Origin of the sequence: Massilia psychrophila, assembly GCF_002760665.1 — a bacterium.
Classification (GTDB): domain Bacteria; phylum Pseudomonadota; class Gammaproteobacteria; order Burkholderiales; family Burkholderiaceae_D; genus JAFCUW01.
Genome location: NZ_PDOB01000004.1, coordinates 32,796 through 52,610 on the forward strand (window position 1 = coordinate 32,796; position 19,815 = coordinate 52,610).

General features: G+C 65.4%; 19 protein-coding genes. 7 read left to right on the forward strand and 12 right to left on the reverse strand.

Going from position 1 to position 19,815, the window contains the following annotated elements:
- Positions 1-2: 2 nt before the first annotated feature.
- Together CR103_RS04225 and ppc are read right to left on the reverse strand one after the other, a co-directional pair.
- Positions 3-419: a DUF2382 domain-containing protein gene (locus CR103_RS04225; protein ID WP_099914768.1), complete on the reverse strand. Its 417-nt coding sequence runs from the start codon at positions 417-419 to the stop codon at positions 3-5.
- Positions 420-589: 170 nt separating this feature from the next.
- Positions 590-3,463, reverse strand: coding sequence for a phosphoenolpyruvate carboxylase (gene ppc / locus CR103_RS04230; protein ID WP_370659418.1), 2,874 nt, complete (start codon positions 3,461-3,463; stop codon positions 590-592).
- Between the two features lie 78 nt (positions 3,464-3,541).
- Between ppc and hemC the strand changes: the two genes are divergently transcribed.
- The 5 genes from hemC to ppa all read left to right on the forward strand — a co-directional run bounded on the left by hemC (position 3,542) and on the right by ppa (position 8,358).
- Positions 3,542-4,546 carry a hydroxymethylbilane synthase gene (hemC, locus tag CR103_RS04235; protein ID WP_267873967.1) on the forward strand — a complete coding sequence of 335 codons (1,005 nt, stop codon included), beginning with the start codon at positions 3,542-3,544 and terminating at the stop codon, positions 4,544-4,546.
- Positions 4,539-5,342, forward strand: a complete 804-nt coding sequence (locus tag CR103_RS04240) for a uroporphyrinogen-III synthase (protein ID WP_099914878.1) — start codon at positions 4,539-4,541, stop codon at positions 5,340-5,342. The genes hemC and CR103_RS04240 overlap by 8 nt, the downstream gene beginning before the upstream one ends.
- A gap of 2 nt (positions 5,343-5,344) precedes the next feature.
- Positions 5,345-6,490: a uroporphyrinogen-III C-methyltransferase gene (locus CR103_RS04245; RefSeq protein ID WP_099914770.1), complete on the forward strand. Its 1,146-nt coding sequence runs from the start codon at positions 5,345-5,347 to the stop codon at positions 6,488-6,490.
- A gap of 3 nt (positions 6,491-6,493) precedes the next feature.
- Positions 6,494-7,690 carry a heme biosynthesis protein HemY gene (locus CR103_RS04250; RefSeq protein WP_099914771.1) on the forward strand — a complete coding sequence of 399 codons (1,197 nt, stop codon included), beginning with the start codon at positions 6,494-6,496 and terminating at the stop codon, positions 7,688-7,690.
- Positions 7,691-7,821: 131 nt separating this feature from the next.
- Positions 7,822-8,358 carry an inorganic diphosphatase gene (ppa, locus tag CR103_RS04255; protein ID WP_099914772.1) on the forward strand — a complete coding sequence of 179 codons (537 nt, stop codon included), beginning with the start codon at positions 7,822-7,824 and terminating at the stop codon, positions 8,356-8,358.
- A gap of 109 nt (positions 8,359-8,467) precedes the next feature.
- Here ppa and CR103_RS04260 read toward each other — a convergent pair whose 3' ends face one another.
- From CR103_RS04260 to CR103_RS04270, 3 genes are read right to left on the reverse strand one after another with little or no spacing between them, the layout of a single operon-like run.
- Positions 8,468-9,904 carry a PA domain-containing protein gene (locus tag CR103_RS04260; protein ID WP_099914773.1) on the reverse strand — a complete coding sequence of 479 codons (1,437 nt, stop codon included), beginning with the start codon at positions 9,902-9,904 and terminating at the stop codon, positions 8,468-8,470.
- Entirely contained in the window at positions 9,891-10,295 is a 405-nt protein-coding gene (locus tag CR103_RS04265) for a post-PEP-CTERM-1 domain-containing protein (protein WP_099914774.1), read from the reverse strand. Before CR103_RS04265 ends, CR103_RS04260 begins: the two co-directional genes overlap by 14 nt.
- Before the next feature lie 26 nt (positions 10,296-10,321).
- Positions 10,322-10,981: a choice-of-anchor J family PEP-CTERM protein gene (locus tag CR103_RS04270; RefSeq protein WP_099914775.1), complete on the reverse strand. Its 660-nt coding sequence runs from the start codon at positions 10,979-10,981 to the stop codon at positions 10,322-10,324.
- A gap of 205 nt (positions 10,982-11,186) precedes the next feature.
- Between CR103_RS04270 and CR103_RS23805 the strand changes: the two genes are divergently transcribed.
- Entirely contained in the window at positions 11,187-11,717 is a 531-nt protein-coding gene (locus tag CR103_RS23805) for a contractile injection system protein, VgrG/Pvc8 family (RefSeq protein WP_099914776.1), read from the forward strand.
- Positions 11,718-12,021: 304 nt separating this feature from the next.
- Here CR103_RS23805 and CR103_RS04280 read toward each other — a convergent pair whose 3' ends face one another.
- From CR103_RS04280 to CR103_RS04310, 7 genes are read right to left on the reverse strand one after another with little or no spacing between them, the layout of a single operon-like run.
- Positions 12,022-13,101, reverse strand: coding sequence for a branched-chain amino acid ABC transporter permease (locus CR103_RS04280; protein ID WP_099914777.1), 1,080 nt, complete (start codon positions 13,099-13,101; stop codon positions 12,022-12,024).
- A gap of 9 nt (positions 13,102-13,110) precedes the next feature.
- Entirely contained in the window at positions 13,111-14,142 is a 1,032-nt protein-coding gene (locus CR103_RS04285) for a branched-chain amino acid ABC transporter permease (protein ID WP_099914778.1), read from the reverse strand.
- Positions 14,143-14,175: 33 nt separating this feature from the next.
- Positions 14,176-14,931 (reverse strand): ABC transporter ATP-binding protein, encoded by a 756-nt coding sequence (locus tag CR103_RS04290; protein ID WP_099914779.1) that lies wholly within the window; start codon positions 14,929-14,931, stop codon positions 14,176-14,178.
- On the reverse strand, positions 14,924-15,700 hold the full coding sequence (locus tag CR103_RS04295) for an ABC transporter ATP-binding protein (RefSeq protein ID WP_099914879.1): 777 nt from the start codon (positions 15,698-15,700) through the stop codon (positions 14,924-14,926). The genes CR103_RS04290 and CR103_RS04295 overlap by 8 nt, the downstream gene beginning before the upstream one ends.
- Before the next feature lie 31 nt (positions 15,701-15,731).
- Positions 15,732-16,919, reverse strand: coding sequence for a substrate-binding domain-containing protein (locus CR103_RS04300; RefSeq protein WP_099914780.1), 1,188 nt, complete (start codon positions 16,917-16,919; stop codon positions 15,732-15,734).
- 13 nt (positions 16,920-16,932) lie between these two features.
- The gene (fabG, locus tag CR103_RS04305; RefSeq protein WP_307719672.1) at positions 16,933-17,697 is read right to left on the reverse strand and encodes a 3-oxoacyl-ACP reductase FabG; all 765 of its coding nucleotides are present in this window, start codon (positions 17,695-17,697) and stop codon (positions 16,933-16,935) included.
- On the reverse strand, positions 17,694-18,578 hold the full coding sequence (locus CR103_RS04310) for an alpha/beta fold hydrolase (protein WP_229442762.1): 885 nt from the start codon (positions 18,576-18,578) through the stop codon (positions 17,694-17,696). Before CR103_RS04310 ends, fabG begins: the two co-directional genes overlap by 4 nt.
- A 201-nt stretch (positions 18,579-18,779) precedes the next feature.
- Between CR103_RS04310 and CR103_RS04315 the strand changes: the two genes are divergently transcribed.
- Positions 18,780-19,724: a LysR family transcriptional regulator gene (locus CR103_RS04315; RefSeq protein ID WP_099914783.1), complete on the forward strand. Its 945-nt coding sequence runs from the start codon at positions 18,780-18,782 to the stop codon at positions 19,722-19,724.
- The last annotated feature ends 91 nt before the right edge of the window (positions 19,725-19,815 follow it).

A 19,815-nucleotide genomic window follows, 5' to 3' on the forward strand; every position in this document is an offset into this window, starting at 1 on the left:
ACTCAATTGTCCGAGGCTTTGTCAAAACGTTCAACGCGGACCTGTTCCGATTTCAGCATCACCGTTTCGGCATACTGTTCTTCGCGCCGGGTCGTGGTGACGTGAAGCTCTTCCTTGATGCGCAAACGGCGTTCCACCACCACCACTTCCTCGACGATGGGAATGATCAGCGTGTCGCCCTCGTAACGCGATGCGGGCGCCTCGCCAACGGCGACGATCCGGTCGATCGGGACGTGAAGAACGCTGATCTCGTCGTGATGCAGGATTTCGCGCACTTCGAACGGCAGCTCGGCCACCGTTTTACTGATCCTGACACCGCGGCCGGTGTCGACCGTTCGCGTGCCGATCTGGAGCGATTCCTGGATGACAGGGATCGTCACGGCGGCTTCGCCAGTGGGCAGCTCTGCGTTATTGGCCATTCAAGTGATCCTCTCGGAAAAGCTGCGGAACCAATGTCAAGACTAGCGCAAAGCGGGCTTGACCCGCGCACTGTTGAAAGCGTTCAATCAGGGGCGCCAAAGAGTTTCGGAGGGGGAAGAATTGAGGTGCCCGGAATGCGGGTCGGCGCCCGCATTTGCCCGGTAATCGACTAGCCGGTGTTGCGCAAGCCGGCCGCGACGCCATTGATCGATAGGTGGATGCCGCGGCGCACCCGGTTGTCCGGTTCGCCCGCATGCAGCGCCTGCGAACGGTGGCGCTGGATCATTTCGACCTGCAGGTGGTTCAGCGGATCGAGGTAGGCGAAGCGGTTCTGGATCGAGCGCGCCAGCAGCGGATTGCCGGCCAGCCGTTCGTGCGCGCCGGTAATCGCCTCGAGGCAGCGCAAGGTGTTGCCGTGCTCGGTGGAGATGCGCTTGAAGATGCGTTCGCGCAGTGCGGCGTCGGCCACCAGCTCGGCATAGCGCGAGGCGATCGGCAGGTCGGTCTTGGCCAGCACCATGTCCATGTTCGACAGCAGGGTGGCAAAAAACGGCCATTCCTTGACCATCGCCTGCAAGGTGGCGATGCGTTCCTCACGCGCGCCGTCGGCGATCCAGCCTTTGACGGCCGAGCCGAAGCCGTACCAGCCCGGCAGCAGCAGCCGGCATTGGCCCCACGAGAAGCCCCACGGAATCGCGCGCAGGTCTTCGATGCGGCGGGTCGATTTGCGCGAGGCCGGGCGCGAGCCGAGGTTCAGTTCGGCGATCTCGGCAATCGGCGTGGCGGCGAAGAAGTAGTCGGTGAAGCCCGGCGTCTCGTAGACCAGGTTGCGGTAGGCGCGGTAGGCGCGCCCGGACAGCTCGGCCATGACCGCTTCGAAGCCGGCCAGCCGCTCGCGCTGCGCGCCGGCCTCCAGGTGCGGCATCAGGCTCGCTTCCAGCGTGGCGGCCACCAGCAGTTCGAGGTTGCGCCGGCCGATTTCTGCGTTGGAAAACTTGGAGGCGATGATTTCGCCCTGCTCGGTCAGGCGGATCTGGCCGTTGACGGTGCCTGGCGGCTGCGCCAGGATCGCCTCGTAGCTCGGCCCGCCGCCGCGCCCGACGGTGCCGCCGCGGCCATGGAACAGGCGCAGTTTTACCTTGGCGTCGGCGAACACCTCGACCAGGTCGATCTCGGCCTTGTACAGCTCCCAGTTGGAAGTGAGGAAGCCGCCGTCCTTGTTCGAGTCGGAGTAACCGAGCATGACTTCCTGCAGCTGGCCTTGGCGCGCGATCAGTTGCGACACCAGCGGCAGCGCCATCCATTCGTGCATGATGGCGGCGGCGCGCTGCAGGTCGGGAATGGTCTCGAACAGCGGGATCACCATCGCCTCGAGTTCGCCTTCGGCCGGGCGCAGCAGGCCGGTTTCCTTTTGCAGCAGCAGCACCTCGAGCAGGTCGGACACGGTTTCGGTGTGCGAGATGATGTAGTTGCGGATCGCCCGCACGCCGTAGCGCGCGCGAATGTCGCGCGCCGCGCGCAGGATCGCCAGTTCGCCGTTGGTCTCTTCGGTATAGGTCGAGTACGGCGAAAACAGCAGGCGCGGCTGGCCAAGTTCGGCCAGCAGCAGCGCCACCTTGCGTTCTTCAGGTAACGCGCCGTAGGCCGGCTCGACGCCGGCGCCGGCGAACAGTTCGGCCAGCACGCGCTGGTGGACGTCGGAGGTCTGGCGCATGTCGAGCGAGGCCAGGTGAAAGCCGAAGATGGCGGCGGCGCGCGTCAGGCGCTTCAGGCGCGGGCAGGCCATGATGGCGCCGTGGTGGGTGGCCAGCGAATCGATCAGCACCCGCAGGTCGGCGCAGAACCCGGCGGCGTCGATGTAGGGCGCGGCCGGGCCGACTTCCTTGCGCAGGATGTTGGTGGCGCCAAGCGCGCGGGCGGTGGCCGCCAGGCGCGCGTAGATGCCGATCAGGGCGCGCCGGTACGGCTCGTCGCTGCGGTGGGGCGAAGCGTCCGGCGAGGCGTCGGCCAGTGCCTGCAGGGCCGGGCTGACGCCGACCATCAGCGTCGAGATCGACAGTTCGGCGCCGAGGGCATGGGTTTCTTCGAGATAGAAGTCGAGGATGACGGTGGCGTGGCGGGTCAGCGCGTGCTGCATGGTGCCGGCGTTGACGTTCGGGTTGCCGTCGCGGTCGCCGCCGATCCAGCTGCCCATCTGGACGTACGAGGCCGCTTCCAGCGCGGCCGGCTCGACGTCGTAGTGGCTTGCCAGTTCTTCCTCGATGTCGTCGTACAGGCCCGGCAGCTCGCGCAGGAAGGTGATGCGGTAATACGACAGCGCATTGTCGATTTCGTCGGCCACTGTCAGCTTCGAATAGCGCAGCATGCGCGTCTGCCACAAGGTGGCGATGCGCGCCTGCAGCAGTTGCAGGTTGGCCTTGCGTTCCTTGGGCGTGAGCGGCAGGTCGCGTTCGGCCAGCAGGCGGGCGATGTCGTGCTCGGCGTCGAGCGTGCTCTTGCGCTGCACTTCGGTCGGGTGGGCCGTCAGCACCGGCACGATGAGGGCGTCGCGGAAGAAGGTTCGGACGGTGTCGCCGGCGACACCGGCAGATTTCAGCTTGTCGAGCGCGAAGCCGACGCTGCCTTGCTGCGGCTTCGAGCCGGCCAGCAGGTGGGCGCGGCGGCGGCGGATATGGTGCTGGTCTTCGGCGATGTTGGCCAGGTGCGAGAAATACGAGAACGCGCGCACTACCGAGATGGCCTGGTCGCGCGTCAGTTTCCTCAGCAAGGTTGTCAGTTCCTTGCCGGCCTCGGCATCGTCTTCGCGGCGAAAGCGCACGGCGGTCTGGCGGATCATCTCGACGACGCCGAACACCGATTCGCCTTCCTGGTCGCGCAGCACGTCGCCGAGCAGGCGCCCGAGCAGGCGGATGTCTTCCTTGAGGGGCGCGTCCTTGTCGGCGCCTTGCGATGTTTCTGAAGCAGCAGCTGAATTTTCCATGTCGACCATAGGGAGAAAAGTGGGTGCAAAGGCTTCTGGCCAGGTTCTGCAAAGAGGCCGCATGATAAAATTTGTGATTTTATGCTTCGGCCGTTGACTGGCATGCGCCGGTTGAGGCTAACGACAGTGAAAGAATTTGTTTTGAAAGCAACTGAATTGACCGATGCGCCGCAACAGCAGCCGCCCGCGACCCTGATCATCGCCTCGCGTGAGAGCCGGCTGGCCATGTGGCAGGCCGAACACGTGCGCGCCGAATTATCTTTATTATATCCGCAGTGCAGGATCGAAATTCTCGGCATGACCACGCGCGGCGACCAGATCCTCGACCGCGCCCTGTCCAAGATCGGCGGCAAGGGGTTGTTCGTCAAGGAACTCGAAGTGGCGATGGCCGAAGGGCGCGCCGACCTGGCGGTCCATTCGCTCAAGGACGTGCCGATGGATTTGCCGGAAGGTTTTGAACTGGCGGCCGTGCTCGAGCGCGAAGACCCGCGCGACGCCTTTGTCTCGAACGATTACGCCAGCCTTGCCGACTTGCCGGCCGGCGCGGTGGTCGGCACCAGCAGCCTGCGCCGCCAGTCGCTGATCGCGGCGCGTTATCCGCAGCTGGTGATCAAGCCGCTGCGCGGCAATCTCGACACCCGGCTCGGCAAGCTCGATCGGGGCGATTACGCCGCCATCATCCTCGCCGCTGCCGGCCTCAAGCGGCTCGGCCTGCTCGGGCGCATCCGCGCGCTGCTCGACCCTGACACCAGCCTGCCGGCCGCCGGCCAGGGCGCAATGGCGATCGAAATCCTTGCCGGCCGCCTCGATGTCGACTTGCGCGCGGTGCTGGCGCCGCTCAACCACCTCGCCAGCTTTCATGCCGTCACTGCCGAGCGCACGGTGTCGAAAGCGTTTGGCGGCAGCTGCCAGATTCCGCTGGCGGCGTTCGCCACCATCGACAACGGCCAGATGACGTTGCGGGCAATGGTCGCCACGCCGGACGGCAAACGGGTCGCCATGGCCGAGGCGCGCGGGGTTGTTGACACTGCCGACGCCGCCGAGCGCCTCGGCCGCCAGGTGGTCGATTTGCTGCAACTGCAGGATGCGCACGCCATCCTGGCCGAGTGCAAGGCCCAAGCAGCCGACGCCGATGCCGATGCCTGATGCCGTGGTGATCACCCGCCCGCTTGCGCAATGCCACGCGCTGGCGCAGGGCGTGGCGGCACTCGGGCGCGAGGCGGTGCTGCTGCCGCTGCTCGATATTTATCCGCTGGCCGACCAGGCGCCGCTGCAACGCGTGCTGGCCGACCTGCTGACCGGCCTTGGCGGCTACGCGCTGGTGGCGTTTGTCTCGCCGAACGCGATCGACGCCGCGTTCGCTCAACTTCGCCAGCTTGGTGAGCTTGATCGACCCGGCTGCTGGCCGGCCGGCGTCGCGCTGGCGGTGCTGGGCGAGACCAGCCGCGCCTGCCTGGCGAAATACGGCATCGACGCCGGCAACGCCACCATCTTCAGCCCGCTGGACCCGGCCCGCAGCGATTCCGAACACCTGCTCGACGCCCTCGACCTGGGCGCGCTGGCCGGCAAGCGCGTGCTGATCGTGCGCGGCGAAAGCGGGCGCGAGCTGATGGCCGACGGCTTGCGCGCGGCCGGCGCCATCGTCGAAACGGTGGCGGCTTACCGGCGCGAAGTGCCGGCCCTGACGCCGCAGCTGGGCGCCACCTTGCACGCCTTGCTGGCGCGCCAGAACGACTGGATCATCACCAGCTCCGAGGCATTGCGCGGCCTGTTCGGCCTGCTGGCCCAGCTCGATGACGGCGTCTCTGTTGCAAAAATGCAACAACAGCGCGTGATCGTACCGCACACAAGGATTGCCGAAACAGCCGCCGCGCTGGGCGTGACCCGACTCACCCTCGCAGGATCGGGCGACGCCAGCTTGCTTGCCGCGTTACAATCATAGCTATGAACGAATTGCCTACCATACCTGAACAAAATGCAGCGGCGCCCGATGTGGTCCCGCCCGCGGTGCCGGCGCAACCGGCGCAACCGGGACAACCCGCCACCAGCGCCGCGGAAAGCTTCGGCGAGCTGTTGCAGCGTCCGCTGTCGAAGGTAGTGATCGGGTTCCTGCTGCTGTTCGCGGCACTGGCCTGGTCGACCCACAACCGCATCACCAACCTGCGCTACGACGTGGCGCGCAGCCTGCAGAAGGGCGACGCCACCAGCAACGAAACCTCTGCGCTGGCGCGCCAAGTGCAGGAACAGACCAAGGAGCTGCAGGCGAAGGTCGGCGCGTTAGAGGGCCGCCAGGCCGAAGCGCAGAGCCAGCAACTCGCTCTCGAACAGCTGTACCAGGATTTGTCGAAGAACCGCGACGAATGGGCGCTGGCCGAAATCGACCAGGTGCTGTCGACCGCCAGCCAGCAGCTGCAACTGGCCGGCAACGTGCAGGGCGCCCTGATCGCGCTTGCCAACGCCGACCGTTCGCTGTCGCGCACCGACAAGCCGCAATTCATCACGATCCGCCGCGCCATCGCCAAGGACACCGACAAGCTGAAGGCCTTGCCCGGCATCGACATGGCCGGCGTCGCGCTGCGCCTCGACAACGTCATCGCCCAGGTCGACACGCTGCCGATGCTGTCCGACCACAGGCCGGTGGCGCCGTCGGAACTGGCCAGGAAGACGGCTCCCGCAAGCGGCAAGCCGGGGGCGCCCGGGCCGAATGCGTTCACCACCGGCCTGCAGCAAGTCTGGACCAGCTGGACCGGCGAGATGTGGGACGAAGTGCGCCAGCTGATCCGGGTGCGCAGCGCCGACACGCCGGAAGCGCTGATGCTGTCGCCGAGCGAATCGTTTTTCACCCGCGAGAACCTGAAGCTGCGCCTGCTCAACGCGCGCCTGGCCCTGCTGTCGCGCAATGAAGCAGCTTTTCGCAGCGACCTGATCGCCGCGCAGGACACGTTGGTGAAGTATTTCGACACGCGCGCCCGCACTACCCAGGCCGCCCAGGCGACCTTGCGCCAGGTGCAGTCGAACAACCTGGCGATCGAGATGCCGACCCTGGCCGACAGCCTGAACGCCGTGCGCACCTATAAAGCGAAGCCTTAAGCCATGCGCCTTCTTCTCTGGTTAGTTGCGCTGATGGCCACGGCGATCGGCGTCGCCGTCACGGCGCGTTTCAATCCCGGCAACGTGGTGCTGTTCTATCCGCCGCACCGGATCGACATGTCGCTTAATTTCTTCGTCGTTCTCGAAGTGCTGCTGTTCATGCTGGTGTATGCGCTGGTGCGCGCCTTTTACGCCACCGTCAGCATGCCGCAGCGGGTCGCCGCCTACCGCCGCCGCAAGCGCGAACGCGACGGCAACAAGGGCTTGCGCGATGCACTCAAGGCCTTGTTCGAAGGCCGTTTCGGCCACGCCGAGAAAGCCGCGGCGAAAGCGGCCGACCTGCCCGAAAACGCCGGCCTGGCCGCGCTGATCGGCGCACGCGCCGCGCACCGCATGCGCGAGCCGGTACGGCGCGACAACTGGCTGGCCACCACCGTCAGCGACACCAGCCTCAAGGTCGCGCGCCTGATGACGGTGACGGAATTGCTGGTCGACGACCACCAGCCGGAAGCGGCGCTCGAGGCGGTGGCTGAACTGACCGCCACCGGCACCCGCCACATCCACGCGCTGCAATGGTCGATGAAGGCGCACCAGCAGGCCAAGAACTGGCCGGAAGTGCTGCGCCTGGTGCGTTCGCTCGACAAGCACAAGGCGCTGCACCCGGCGCTGTCGGCGCGGCTGCGCGAACTGTCGTACGACGCGCTGCTGTCGGATAACGCTCACGACGCCGAATCGATTCAGCGCGTGTGGGCGACGGTGCCATCAAGCGATCGCATCAAGCCGTACATCGCCGCCCACGCTGCGGCGGCGCTCAACGCGCGCGGGCTGCACCATGAAGCCCGCGCCACCGTCGAGGAAGCGCTGGCGGCCGAATGGGACGACCGCGTGGTGCGCGCTTACCGCGACGCCGCCGCGCCGGCCGGCACGCCGGCTTTGCTGGCCCAGATCGAACACTGCGAGCAGTGGATCAAGCAGCGCCCGAACGACGCCGAACTGGCGCTCACGCTGGGATCGCTGTGCCTGAAGCAAAAGCTGTGGGGCAAGGCCCAGCGCTATCTCGAACAAGCTTTGTCCGACGCCAGCGAACCGCGCATGGTGCGCGAATCGCACCTGAAGCTGGCGCAGATGCACGAAGCGCTGGGTCAGCACGACGAGGCGGCAGCCCATTTCCGCCAGTGCGCGCTGGCCAGTATCCTGTAAGCGGCGGTTGACGACTTTTTAAGGGCGGCGCCGGCAGCCGTCTGCTGCGCTGCACAAGACGGGCCATCTTCGCTATAATTGGCGAGCAGACAATCAGCCACATCAGCCACATCAGCCACCAAGGAAATCCCATGAGTTTGAATAAAGTCTCCTCCGGCCGCGACGTACCGAACGATTTCAACGTCATCATTGAAATCCCGATGAACGCCGATCCGATCAAGTACGAAGTGGACAAGGAGTCGGGCGCGATTTTCGTCGACCGTTTCATGAGTACCGCGATGCACTATCCGTGCAACTACGGCTACGTGCCGAACACCATGTCCGACGACGGCGATCCGTGCGACGTGCTGGTGATCACGCCATTTCCCCTGTTCCCGGGCGTGGTGGTGCGCTGCCGCGCGATCGGCGTGCTGAAGATGACCGACGAAGCCGGCGGCGACGCCAAGATCCTCGCGGTCCCGGTCGACAAAATCCTGCCGATCTACAGCCACTGGCAAAAGCCGGAAGACCTGCAGGACCTGCGCCTGCACCAGATCCAGCACTTCTTCGAGCACTACAAGGATCTCGAGCCGGGCAAGTGGGTCAAGATCGAAGGCTGGTTCGGCCCGGAAGATGCGAAAGCGGAGATTCTTGCTGGCGTTGCCGCGTTTAACGCACTGGCGACGTAATATCGTCGTTCGAATGTAAACCAAGAGCTGCACGCAAGGAGCAGGGCGACAAGCCAAGGGGCCGGACGTAACGCGTCTGGCCCCTTTTCCTTCCTTGCTCTCGCTTCCCTTACCAGCCGATATCCCTCAGCAGCGGATACGTCAGGTCTTGCGGCGGCGTGACCTGGTGCGTCAGGTCACCATTGATGGAAGGCTCCATCAGCTGGTTGGGCTTGGCGTCGGTCGTATAGTGCGATACCGACGACCCCGGTGAAAACTCGGTCGGCGTGTACATGCGAATCCGCCTGGCCGCGTCGGTGCCGGCCAGGCGCGCCGGATTGACCGTCAGGCTGGCGACGACGCCCGACGTGGTGCGCGAGCGGCGCATCAGTGCCGCCTTCAGGCTCACCCCGACCTGCTGGGTGATACGCACCGCCGGAATGAGGACGGTATCGTCGGCACCGCCCAGGCCCGTCAGGTCGCCAGGCGCGTTGTCCGCCACCACCATCCCGATCGCGCCCGCATTCTGCACCACTTTGGCTTTTTCGGTGAAGGTGCAGGTGCCGCGGTCGACCAGCGCGATATTGCCACGCACCGCGATCCGGTTGGCGTTGTTGAGGGGCGTGCAGGCCAGTCCGAGTCCGGTAGGCTGGTCGATCACCCGCATCAACTGGCCGCTCACCGCGGTGCTGCTGAGCGGCGGGCCGAACGAGGCATCGCCGACCTCGACATTGCCGGCGGCGTTGCCCGCCGCCGGGCCGCTGATTCTCAAGACCGACGTCGGTGCCAGCGCCAGCGGCACCGCGGCCGTCACGTTGGGGCCGTTCCACGACAGGCCGGTACCGCTGACGGCCGACGCGGCGCGCTCGGCATTGACCATCTCCACCCATGACTTGTTGCTGCGGTTGTCGAGCAGGTAGTAATCCCAGATCGACGCGATGCCCTCGGTTTGCTCGCCCGTCTCGCCGTCGGTAAAGGTCTGGAAGCCCAGGCCGTGCGCCATTTCATGCAGCAGCACCGTGACCAGGTCGATCTGGCTTGCGGCCTGGTTGTCGAGGCCGAGATAGAAGCCGCTGCCAGGCAGGCAGTCGGGGAACCGCCCCAGGCGCGAGTTGAACCGCGCGATGATGTGCGGGTAGCCGGGGGTGCTCTGGTCGGTGCCGGCCAGCTTGGACGCCAGCGCACTCGGGTACCAGGTCGTCGCCCTCGGCGCGCTGGGGAAGTCGGAGAAGATTTCGTAGGCCCCGGCCGAGCCAAGCACCGCGCTGGAGGCGGTGCACGACAGCGGCACGAACGAGGCGCCGACCCGGATCGTGACGTTGCTGGTCAGGGTCGCGCCCCAGATGTCGGCGGCGTGCTGGAAGGCGATTAGGCGCTGCTGGCCGAGCGTGGTGCCGGGGTTGCCGCCGACGGCAGCGACGGCGGTCGGATCGTTGAAGCCGACGCCGGCCGCGTTCTGGTTGACGATGGTGATGGTCGCCGCCGCCTGCGCCCCAGCCATTGCGGCGCACGCCAGCGTCAACGCCGCAGCCAGCTGGCCAAGGCCAAATTGTTTAGCGGTCCGCATGATTGTGCTCCTGTGGATGGTTGACTGGGGCGGGCGCCGTCAAGGCGGCGTTGGCGGCGTCTTCGCCGATCGCTTCCTGGGCCCACAGCTTGCCGCTGGCGTCGCGCGAGACGATCGAATACACCTGGCCGCGCTCGCCGATGAGTTTCTGGCGGGTGCCATTGGCGCGCACCGTGGCGGGCGCCGCCGGCTGCGGCCGGGCTATTCCTTGCTGGACAGCCTGGGTGCGCAGCGCCTTTACCTCGGCCGGGGTGGCGTTGCGCAGTTCGCCGGTACGGGCGTCGCGCACCACCACCATCCCTTCGGCCTGCTCCGCGCTGGAGGGCAGTGTCACGCTCAACGCGCTGGCGCCGAGCAGCACGGCAATCGCGATCCTTGTTTTGCTGGACATGGTTCGATCCTTTTCAGTGAGGGGTTCTAGACGCCGGACCGGCGACGCAGCAGCGGCAGCACGCCAAGGCCGAGGCCGAGCATGAGCCAGGCCGACGGCTCCGGCACCGCGCTGACCGTGAAAGTGTCGATGCCGATATAGTTGGCCGCGACGGCGTCGCCGAGGTAGCGGAAGGCGAAGCGGCCGCTGCCCGACAAGGTCAGGTCGGCGCCGAACAGCTGCCAGCTGCCGGGGTAGGCCGAGGCCCCGCCGATGGTCGCCAGCAAGGTCGTGAAGCCGGCGGTATCGGTGCCGGCGCCGGGGCTGAAGCGCACCTCCAGCATGTCGTTAAATCCCGGCAGGCTCTGGTTGCGGGTGTAGAACGACAGGTGGGTGGCGCCGCCAAACGTCAGTAAAGGCGTGATCAACCAGTTGTCGATCGTGCCGGTGCCCTGGGCCGCGCTCAGGTAATTGGCACCGATGTAGGCATCGGCCGCGCCGGCCTGGGCGCCGAAGATGCCGGCATTGCCCTGGAACCAGGACTGGCCGGCCGGCACGCTGTTATTCGTCATGACCCAACTGCCGAGCGCGCCGACGTTGTCGAAATTTTGGTTCAAGATCACGGTGCCCGCGGCCTGGGCAGCGGGCAAAGCAAGCACGGCCAGCGCGCACGCGGCCGTGGCAAGTAAGGTTTTCGAAGGTTTCATAGGTAGCTTTCATGCAGTGGCCAGGTGAATCAACGGGTGCTCGCGCTGGCAGTCGTCGAGACGATTACGTTTTTTATAATATGGACTGGAAGATAACAAGCATTGATATTCGTTTAAGAGAAAACGAAAACTGCAGTCCGTTGCAGGGGATCGACGCGATCTCGGATCGAGCTGGACATTGATCTAGAACAAACGGCGCGCCTTGATGACTTCCCCGCTCACTGGCCAGGTGCCGACCGCGCCGTCCGACTACGCCAGTCGAGATCGTCGACGCCGTGTTTTGCAACTACCGGCCGCATGCGCAGTGGATCTGGAGCGTTGCTGTGGACCGCTTCATGCAAGGTGCGCGCGTGCGCGCGTGTGCAGCTACTGCTGCTGCTGCTGCCAATACCAAGAGTCGGACGACGATTTCGTGCTGCGCCTGCCGACCGAAGAAGGCCTGGCCTGGCGTTTCGAGCAGTGTGACGGCGTCGAGCAGATGGTGCTGTTCGCCGACACCAGTTGTTCGAGCACGCTTGAAGACGCCAGCAGCGCGGTGGGCGGCGCCATCCGCTATCACGGCGCCAGCGCCGTCGAAAAAAGCGACAGCATCCAGTATTTGGAGGCGTCGCGCACGCTCGGCGTCGCCGTCGTGACGGTGCTCAGTGACGACTACAAGGCGAAGCGATCGGTGACGGTGAGCGTGCCGACAAAATTTCCGATCGGCGGCAGGAACGCGCAGGCGGTGTCTTGCTGAAGATGTCGGCGACGGACGCGATCGAATCGACGCACTGGTGCAAAGTACTCGCCAGCGGTATCAGCGATGCCAACGGCGCTTGCGTGTGGACCGCCGAGCAAAGGCAAGCCCGAACGGGACGTCTGGAAAGAGTGCTTGAAGTCATGGTCCGGCGTCCACCAGGACAACATCCTCACCGCCATGGCGAACTGCATCCGTAGCGCGGATGATTATGTGTATATCGAAACCCAGTTTTTTATCTCGACGTTTGGAACCTGGCGTTCACCAACCGCCGGTACGGCCGGGCATGGGGCAAAAAACGCTTTTAGTGCTGCGCCCGGTTCCCGCGCAGCTTGCCGACAATCCCGGTCGGGAAAAAATAAATCGACAGCACGAACAGCACGCCAAGCCATAGCATCCAGCGGTCGGGATGCAGGGCCTCGGCCAGGAACGGGATGCCGGTCAGAGCCGAGGCGCTGTCGGCCATCAGCGTCTTGAGGTAGTTCTGCGCCAGGATGAACAAGGTGGCGCCGATCACCGCGCCGTACATGGTGCCCATGCCGCCGATGACGACGATGAGCAGGATGTCGGTCATCACCTCGAAGCCGAGCATGGTTTTCGGGCCGACGTAGCGCAGCCACAGCGCCATCAGCGCGCCGGCCAGCGCCGCCACCAGCGCGGCCAGCACGTTGGCCCAGATGCGGTACAGCACCGTGCGGTAGCCGAGCGCCTCGGCGCGGAACTCGTTTTCGCGGATCGCCTGCAGCACCCGGCCGAACGGCGAATTCACCAGCCGCAGCAAGAACAGGAATAGCGCCAGGCAGCCGAAAAAGACGATGTAATAGGTCACCAGCTTGCCGTCGATGGCGCGCCCGGCGATGTCGTTTTCGATCAACCGGAAACCGGGCGAGAGCAGTTCGGGCACGCTGAAGGTCTTGCCGTCTTCGCCGCCGGTAAAATCCGACAGCTGCGACGCCAGCACCGCGAACGACGACGCCACCGCCAAGGTAATCATGGCGTAGAAGATGGCCCGCACGCGCAGCGCGAACAGGCCGACGATAAGGGCCAGCACGATCGTCAGCAGCAAAGCGAGAACCAGGCCCACCAGCGCGCCGGACCAGGTCGGGCCGGCGCTCGACAAGCCCAGGCCGATGCCGTATGCGCCGATCCCGAAGAACATCGTGTGAGCGAACGAGACGATGCCGCTGTAGCCGAGCAGCAGGTCGTAGGACGCGACCAGCACGATGTAGATGCAAATGGTGGCCGCGGTGTTGAGCGGGCGCGCGCCGGCAGTGAGGAAGGGCGCCAGCGCCAGGCCAAGGAAGATCAGCACCAGGGCGGCGCCGAGCGCACGGCTGCGCGGCAGGTCGCCGGAGAAAAGTCGGTTGACTACAGAAATGCTCATAAACTTATCCTAGCGCCGTGCGTTGGAAAACAGGCCGGCCGGGCGCCACATCAGCACCCCGATCATCAAGAGGATGTTCGATACCAGCGCCACCTTCGGCTCCAGGAAGCCGACGTAATTGGTCACCAGCGCCATCAGCAGCGCGCCGATGAAGCAGCCGCCGACCGAACCCAGGCCGCCGATGATGATGACGATGAAGATCATCACCATGATCTCGCTGCCCATCGATGCGGTAAGGGTTTCCTTGTAAAACCCCCACATCACCCCGCCCAGGCCTGCCAGCGCCGAGCCGGCCGCGAACACCGCGACGAACAGGCGGCGGATGCGGTAGCCGAGCGCCTCGACCATTTCGCGGTTCTCGACGCCGGCGCGGATCAACAAGCCGATCTTGGTGCGGTTCAGCACCAGGAACATGGCGGCGAACACCAGCAGCCCGACCACCACGGCCACTAACCGGTATTTTTCGATCGCCGCGTCGCCCAGCACGATGGCGCCGCGCAGGCTCGTCGGCAGTGGCAGCGGCACCTGGTCGGCGCCCCATACCACGATGATCAGTTGTTCGGCGACGATCATGCCGCCCATCGTGATCAGGATCTGTTTCAGGTGCTGGCCGTACACCGGCATGATGATGATGCGCTCGAACGCCCAGCCGAGCAGGCCGGTGACAAACATCGCCACCAGCATCGCCAGTGCCAGCACCGCCAGGTTCATCAACAGGGAGTCGGCTTCGAGCCAGCCGTGCATCGGCAGCAGCACCATGGTGGCGGCGTAGGCGCCGACCGCGACAAACGCGCCGTGGCCGAAATTAAGTACGTCCATCAAGCCGAACACCAGGGTCAGGCCGCTCGACATAATAAAAATCATCATGCCCATCGCCAGGCCCGCAACGGTGAGGGTGACCCAGGTCGGGAAGCTGCCGACGAACGGCAGCATGGCCAGCATCAGCACCGGCACCAGCAGCAGCGGCGCGATGTCGCGCTTGGCCGCCGGCAGCGCCGTGTCGGGGCCAAGCGCGGACACCGGCGTCCGCGCTTGCGGCATCGGGGGCGGAACGAGAGAAGTCATATGCTGGTCCTATTGGTGGGAGTCGAGCGAGAGGCCGAGCAGGCGCTGTTGCAGGTCCTGGTTGTCGACCAGGTCGCGCATGGCGCCGGCGTGGACGATGCGGCCGTCGTCCATCACCGCGACAGTGTCGCCGAGCGACTTGACGAAGCTGAAATTCTGCTCGACCAGCAAAATCGTGGTGTCGGTTTCCTTCAGCTCGCGAAAGGCGGCGATCAGGCTCTGGATGATGGCCGGGGCGAGTCCTTTGGTCGGCTCGTCGACCAGCAGCAGCTTGCGCGGCTCGGCAATCGCGCGGGCGATCGCCACCATCTGCTTCTGGCCGCCGGACAGGTTGCCGGCCGGGTAGTGCCAGAATTTTTTCAAGGCCGGAAAGAAGCCGAAGATCCATTCGACCCGGGCCTCGTCGAGCGGACCGTTGCGCGCCGCCAGCAGCATGTTCTCGCGCACAGTCAGCTCGGAAAACACGGCCATCGATTCGGGCACGTAGGCGATGCCGGCCTGGGCGATGTCGGGGGTGGCCAGTTTGCCGATTTCGCGGCCGTCGAATTTCACGCTGCCGGCGCTCGCCTGCCACAGTCCCATGATGGTGCGCAGCAGTGTGGTCTTGCCGGCGCCGTTGCGGCCCAACAGCACCGCCAGACCGCCGCGCGGCACTTGCAGGTCAACGCCTTGCAGGATATGGTACTGGCCGATGTGGGTGTGCACGCCGGACAGCGTCAGCAGGGGGGCCGCAGCGGCCGGCGCAGGCGCGGTGGGCTCAGACATGTTCGGGTGTTCCAAGATAGGCTTCCTGTACGATCTGCGAGGCCATCACTGCGGCCGGATTGCCGTCGGCGACCAGCGCGCCGTTGTGCAGCACGATGATGCGGTCCGCCAGCGAGCGCACCACGTCCATCTTGTGCTCGACCAGCAGGATGGTCTTGTTGCGCTCGGCCTTGACCTGGTGGATCAGGTCGAGCACCACCGGCACTTCGTCGACGCTCATGCCGGCGGTCGGCTCGTCGAACATCATGACGGCCGGCTCGAGCGCGAGCAAAATCGCCACCTCGAGCTTGCGCTTGTCGCCGTGCGACAGCGCCGCCACGCGGGCATCGCGCTTAGTTTGAAGCGCCACCCGTTCAAGGTAATGGCCGGCGCGCTCGATCAGCTCCTTGTGGCCGGACCAGACCGAGAACATGTTCATGCCGACGCGCTGGTGGCTTTGCACCGCCAGCCTGACGTTTTCCAGCACCGTCAGGTTGGGGAACAGGTTAGTGAGCTGGAACGCGCGGCCGATGCCGAGCTGGGTGCGGCGCGCCGCGCCCGTGCCGGTGATGTCGACGCCGTTCAGGTGTACGCTACCCGACGTAGCCGGCAGCTGGCCCGACATTAAATTAAAGTAGGTGGTCTTGCCGGCGCCGTTGGGGCCGACGATGACGGTCAGCGTGCCGGGATAAAAATCGGCGCTGACCGCGTTTACCGCGATATGCCCGCCGAAGCGGATCGTCAGGTCGCGGGTCGACAAGGAGGGCGCCGGCGCCGGCGTTGGACCCATTGCTTGTTCCAACAAGCTGCTGGCCACCATGTCAGCGCTTGTTACGGATCGGCAGCGGCATTTCGCCAGCCGGGATTTCGCGCACCAGTTCGAGCAGGTCCCACTCGTTCTTCTGCTCCTTCTTGATGCGGAAGTGGTACATCGGCTGGATCGCCTGGTGGTCTTCCTTGCGGAAGCTCATTTTTCCTTTCGGTGTCTCGAATTCCATGCCTTCCATCGTTTTAATCAGCTTTTCGCTGTCACCCGAGCCGGCCTTCGACAATGCCGTGTGCACTGCGCTGGCCGCCGCGAAGCCGCCGGCGGTAAATACGTCCGGCGGCGTCTTGAAGCGCCTGGTGTGTTCGGCCACCAGCCAGTCGTTCATCTTGTTTTTCGGGAAGGCATAGTAATAATAGATGGTGCCCTGGGTACCGGCGAAGCTCTTCCAGGTCTTCATCACCGGCAGGATGTTGCCGTTCGGCGCCAGTGTGATGCTGTAGCGCTCAGGCTTCATGTCGGCCACCTTGTTCATCGGGTGCGGGCCGGCCCAGACGATCGACAGCACGCGCGGCAGCGGCTTGTCCTTCAAGGCGTCGAAGATGCGCTGGGCCGAGGAGGTGAAGTCGGTGGTGGCGACCGGCGCATATTCCTCATGCACCACCTTGGCCTTGCCGCCGGCGGCGATCAGCGCTTCCTTGGCGGCTTTGACGGCGTCGCGCCCAAAAGCGTAATCCTGGGCCAGGAAGGCGTAACTGCCGGCCGGCGAGACCATGGCCGCGGCCAGTGCGTCCTGCATCGAGCTGCGCGCGGTGCGGAAAATGTAGCGGTTCCATTTGTCGCCGGTGATCGCATCGGCCACCGCCGGCTCGATAATCAGCACCTTCTTGTATTCGAGCGCCACCGGCAGCATCGCAATGGCCGAACCGGACGAGCTGGTGCCGACCGCGATGTCGACCTTGTCGTCGCCATACGCTTCGGCCAGCAGGGTGCGGCCGAGGTCCGGTTTGCTCTGGTCGTCCTTGACGATCACCTTGAGCTTGCGGCCGTTGATTTCCATCTTGCCGCCGGTGAGGTACTCGAGCCCCATCATGAAGCCGGTCTCGGTCTCCTTGGCATAGGTCTCGAGGGCGCCGGTCTTGCCGGCGATGAGGGCCACTTTCAAATCTTGGCCCTGGGCCAGGGCCGGGGCCAAGGCGGCGGCAATCAGCAACGGTATCAGCGTGGGAATTAGTTTTGTCATTTTCTTGTCTCCTTCAAAGTGTCAGTCCGCCCGTGATTTCGAGCGTGGCACCGTTAATGTAGCTCGCTTCCGCCGATAGCAAAAAAACTGCAGCGGCAGCGACTTCGCGCGGTTGGCCCATGCGCTTTTGCGGGATCTGCGCGACCATCTCGGCGATCAGCCGCACCGGCATTTTAGAAAGGATCGGTGTTTCGATAAAACCCGGGCAGATCGCGTTGCTGCGCACGCCCTTGCGTCCGAGCTCACGCGCCCAGGTCTTGCTCATGCCCAGCACCCCGGCCTTGGCGGCGGCGTAGTTGGTCTGGCCGACATTACCCGACAGGCCGACGATCGACGAGATGTTGACGATCGCGCCGGTGCTGGCGAGCAGGGCGTCGACGGCGGCGCGGGTGCAGTTGAAGACGCCTTTCAGGTTGACGTCGATGACGCGGTCCCACTGCGCTTCGCTCATTTTGCTCAGTTGGGCGTCGGCCACCAAGCCGGCGTTGTTGACCAGGCCGTCGATGCGCCCGAACCGCGCCAGCGTCGCCTTGACGGCGTCCTGCACCGCCGCCAGGTCCGAAACGTCGACGATAAAGCCGGCCGCCTGGGCGCGCGGTGAGCGCTCGCCGATGCGTTCGAGCGCGCCGGCGATAGCGTCAGCCTGGTAGTCCCACAGCGCCACGCTGGCGCCATTTTCGGCGCAGCGTTCGGCAATCGCCAGGCCGATGCCTTGTGCGCCGCCGGTGACGACGATGACCTTGCCGGCCAGCTTCATGGATGTGGCGTGGCCGTTCAATCGACCTGCCCGAGGAAACCGCGCAGCGCGGCCTGGGCCGCCGTCTCGGTCAGCATCGGCGCGTGGCCGACGTTCGGCACTTCGGCGTACGCCATCTTGGGCGCCGCGGCGCGCATCAGCGCAAGCTGTTCGTTTTCGATCAGGTCGGACAGGGCGCCGCGCACCAGCAGGGTGGGGCGGTTGCGCGCCAGGCGGCGAAAGGCAAAGCGCGCCAGCACCGACGACGGTTTCAGTTTGTCGGGGCGAATCGAATCGGCGATGCGCGGGTCGTAGCGCATGCCAAACTGGCCGGGCGCCGTTTCGCTGAAGGCGCGGCGCGCCCAGCGCGCCCAATCTTCTGCGGTATTGTCCGGGAAGGCGCTCTGGTTAATCTCGCGCACGTAGTCGGCGGCGTCGCCCCACGACGCCAGCACTTCGCCCTTGCCGGCGTAGCTGGCGATGCGCTGCAGGCCGCGCGGCGACAGCGCCGGGCCGACGTCGTTGAGGACCGCCGCGGCAACCAGGTTCAGGTGCCGCATCGCCAGCGTCATGGTGATCAGGCCGCCCATCGAGGTACCGATGAAGACGGCGCGCCCGATGCCCAGGTCGTGGGCCAGTTTGACGACGTCGTCGGCGTACACCATCAGGTTATAGTGGCTTGGGTCGGGATCGTAGGCCGAATGACCGCGGCCGCGCACGTCGATGGCCAGCACGCGCCGGCCCTGGTCCGCGATCCATGGCGCCAGTTCGTCGAAGTCGGCCGAGTTGCGCGTCAGGCCGTGGATGCAGATGACGGGCAGGCGCGCCGGCCCGCCGCACGGCGCATAATCGCGCGCATACAGCCGCAGGCCATCGGTGCTGGTAAAGCTTGTCTCGGTGTAGTTGGACATATGATTGGACACGCGGGCGCCGTGGTGATGGGTTGTCGATTGCGTTGCAGTGTGCGCCAAAATAGCGCTGTTCGAAAGACAGGGCAGCGCCCACCCTTTGTGCATTTATGCACAATGCTACTTCGCAGGCCTAGGCCCGTCCCGGTAGCACCGCCGCAAGGGCGGCAATGAAAAAATTGCCATACCGCTGTGCACTGATGCACAATGGGCCGTATGAAAACTTTGCCTGAGTGGACCGATCTGCGCTACTTCCTCGAGCTTGCCCGCACCGGCACGCTGTCCGGCGCGTCGCGCGGGCTGGAAGTCGAACACACGACGGTAGCGCGCCGCATCGACCGTCTCGAAGCGCAGCTCGGCTCGACCTTGTTCGACCGTTCGCGCGAGGGTTACGAGCTGACCGAGATGGGGCTGGCGCTGCTGCCGCATGCCGAAGTGATGGAAAGCGCGGCGCTGGCGGCCCAGGACCAGTTGAGCGGCAACCAGGTCGAAGTGCGCGGCGTGGTGCGCCTCGGCGTGCCGGAAGTGCTGGGGGTGCGCGTCATCACGCCGCTGCTGGCGCGCTTTCTGGCCGAGCATCCCGACCTGTCGATCGACCTGCTGGTGCAGCCGCGCTTTGCCAATTTGGCCAACCGCGAGGCCGACCTCGGCGTGACGCTGGACGCGCCCAACACCGGCCGCTACATGGTAACGCGGCTGGCGACGTTTCGCCTGTACCTGTATGGCGCGCCCGACTACCTGGCACGCCATCCGCCGATCCTGCGCCAGTCCGACCTGGCCGGTCATGATTTCGTCGATTACGTGCAGGACCGGCTGGCCAGCAACGAGCTCAATTTTCTCGACGCGCTCGGCTTCACGCCGCGCCGGCGCCTGTGCTGCACCGGCATGATGGCGCAGGCCGAAGCGGCAGCAGCGGGGCTGGGGCTGATGATGGCGCCGCCGTACGTTATTGCCGACGATGGCCGGCTGGTGCCGATCCTGCAGGGCGAGGTGTTTGCCGAGCGGGCTTACTGGATGGTGGCGCCGGTCGACCTGTATCGGCTGCCGCGGGTGCGCGCGGTGTGGAACCTGCTGCGCGAGTATGCCGATGCGCAGCCGGACTTGTTTGTGCATGCCGATGGCGCGGCGGGTATCGCCCGGCCGAAAACGCGCAGGGCTTGAGCCAGGACGACGGGTGGCAAGCTAACGGCCAAAAAAGGGCGCCTTGCGGGCGCCCTTTTCGATCCAGCATTTTTTAATCCTTCAAACCTGG